Raw genomic sequence first — 2,406 nt, 5'->3', positions numbered from 1 at the left:
CGCCGCCTGGGCACCCACATCCGTACCGGTCACGTCGGTTCTGGTCACGTCGTCGTCCCCCGAAGCCCCCGGCTCGACCGCAGTGGATGGCCTGGGGGAGGCACAGACTGTCATCCTCGGGTCACCTCCAGTGACGAAACCTAGGTTCGTACGCGCGGCCGGATGAGCCCCCTGCCCCCGCTTCACCCGTACGTGTGGCCGTCCCGCCGTTCCTCCGCCCTGCCGCACGCCCTTGTGCTGCTCCACCGCCGGTGGGTCCCGGGCCACCGGCGGCCAGGTAGCCTTGCCCCCGTGCCCCGTCTGTCTGAAGTCATCGCCGCCCTGGAGAACCTCTGGCCCGCCGAGCGCGCCGAGTCCTGGGACGCCGTCGGCACCGTCGTGGGCGACCCGGACCAGGAGGTCACCCGCGTGCTCTTCGCGGTCGACCCGGTCCAGGAGATCGTCGACGAGGCCGTGAAGCTCGGCGCCGGACTGCTGGTCACCCACCACCCGCTCTACCTGCGCGGGACGACGACCGTCGCGGCGTCCACCTTCAAGGGCCGTGTGGTGCACGACCTGATCAAGAACGACATCGCCCTCCACGTGGCGCACACCAACGCCGACAAGGCCGACCCCGGGGTCTCCGACGCCCTGGCCGGCGCGCTCGGGCTGCGCGTGCTGCGGCCCCTGGTGCCGGACCGTGACGACCCGGCCGGCCGACGCGGCCTCGGTCGTGTCTGTGAGCTCGAAGTCCCGCTCACGCTGCGGGAGTTCGCGGCCCGCGCCGCCGAGAGCCTGCCCGCCACCGCGCAGGGCGTCCGGGTGGCCGGCGACCCCGGGGCGCGGATCCGCACCGTCGCCGTCAGCGGCGGCTCGGGGGACAGCCTCTTCGACGACGTCCGCGCCGCCGGCGTCGACGCCTTCCTCACCGCGGACCTGCGCCACCACCCGGTGAGCGAGGCCCGTGCCCACAGCCCCCTCGCGCTGCTCGACGCGGCGCACTGGGCGACCGAGTGGCCCTGGTGCCAGCTGGCCGCCGCCCAGCTCGACGAGATCTCCGAGCGTCACGGCTGGGACCTGCGGGTCCACGTGTCCGCGACGGTCACCGACCCCTGGACCGCCCACGCGGCGTCCGCCCACCCCACCCACTGACCTCACCCTTCCTGGAGCCCCCAACTGAACGCCGCGCCCGCCGACCAGATCCGCCTCCTCGACGTCCAGGCCCTGGACATCCGTCTCCAGCAGCTCGCCCACAAGCGGCGCTCGCTGCCCGAGCACGCCGAGATCGAGTCGCTGACCAAGGACCTCTCCCAGCTGCGCGACCTGCTGGTGGCCGCGCAGACCGAGGAGAGCGACTGCGCCCGCGAGCAGACCAAGGCCGAGCAGGACGTCGACCAGGTCCGCAAGCGCGCCGCCCGCGACCAGCAGCGCCTCGACTCCGGCGCCGTGTCCTCCCCGAAGGACCTGGAGAACCTCCAGCGCGAGATCACCTCGCTGGCCAAGCGCCAGGGAGACCTGGAGGACGTCGTCCTCGAGGTGATGGAGCGCCGCGAGTCCGCCCAGGCCCGCGTCGCGGAGCTCGACGAGCGCGTCGCCGCCGTCCAGGCGAAGCTCGACGACGCCACGGCCCGCCGTGACGCCGCCTTCGCCGAACTCGACGGCGAGAGCGGCTCCGTCACCAAGGAGCGCCAGGTCGTCTCCGCCTCCGTGCCGGCCGACCTGCTCAAGCTGTACGAGAAGCTGCGCGAGCAGCAGGGCGGGGTCGGCGCCGCGCGCCTCTATCAGCGCCGCTGCGAGGGCTGCCAGCTGGAACTCAACATCACCGAGGTGAACGAGGTCCGCGCCGCGGCCCCGGACACGGTGGTGCGGTGCGAGAACTGCCGCCGCATCCTGGTCCGCACCTCCGAGTCGGGCCTCTAGGCCGAGAGCGGCAAGGGGGCGGCGCTCGTGCGGGAGTTCGTGATCGAGGCCGACGGCGGGTCCCGGGGCAACCCCGGACCCGCCGGCTACGGCGCGGTGGTGGCCGACGCGGCGACCGGCGAGGTGCTCGCCGAGGCCGCGGAGTACCTGGGCGTCACCACCAACAACGTGGCCGAGTACAGCGGCCTGCTCGCCGGGCTGCGCGCCGTGCGGGAACTCGCCGCCGGTGAACTGGCGGCGGGCGAGGAGGTGGCGGTCCGGGTCCGGATGGACTCCAAGCTGGTCGTCGAGCAGATGTCCGGCCGCTGGAAGATCAAGCACCCCGGCCTCGCCCCGCTCGCCGAGCGGGCGCGCGAGATGCTGCCGCCGGAGCGGGTCACCTACGAGTGGATCCCGCGCAAGGAGAACAAGCACGCCGACCGGCTCGCCAACGAGGCCATGGACGCCGGTGCGCGCGGCGAGGCGTGGATGCCGTCCGGCCGTCCGGCCCCCACCGAGAAGCACCTC

3 protein-coding genes are annotated in these 2,406 nt (G+C 73.7%); all 3 read left to right on the top strand.

The window, feature by feature from the left end; all coding sequences use genetic code 11:
- The first annotated feature begins 291 nt into the window (after nt 1-291).
- On the top strand, nt 292-1,131 hold the full coding sequence (locus HW445_RS26990; protein WP_180223489.1) for a Nif3-like dinuclear metal center hexameric protein: 840 nt from the start codon (nt 292-294) through the stop codon (nt 1,129-1,131).
- A 24-nt stretch (nt 1,132-1,155) separates the two neighbouring features.
- Nucleotides 1,156-1,899: a zinc ribbon domain-containing protein gene (locus tag HW445_RS34190; protein ID WP_180223490.1), complete on the top strand. Its 744-nt coding sequence runs from the start codon at nt 1,156-1,158 to the stop codon at nt 1,897-1,899.
- Between the two features lie 27 nt (nt 1,900-1,926).
- A partial coding sequence (locus HW445_RS26980) for a reverse transcriptase-like protein (protein ID WP_180223488.1) occupies nt 1,927-2,406 on the top strand: 480 nt, incomplete at its 3' end.

The sequence above is a fragment of the Streptomyces sp. UH6 genome (assembly GCF_013421635.1).
Lineage (GTDB): Bacteria > Actinomycetota > Actinomycetes > Streptomycetales > Streptomycetaceae > Streptomyces > Streptomyces abyssomicinicus.
The sequence above is the reverse complement of the archived record's forward strand: the minus strand, read 5'-3'. Positions and strand labels throughout refer to the sequence as shown.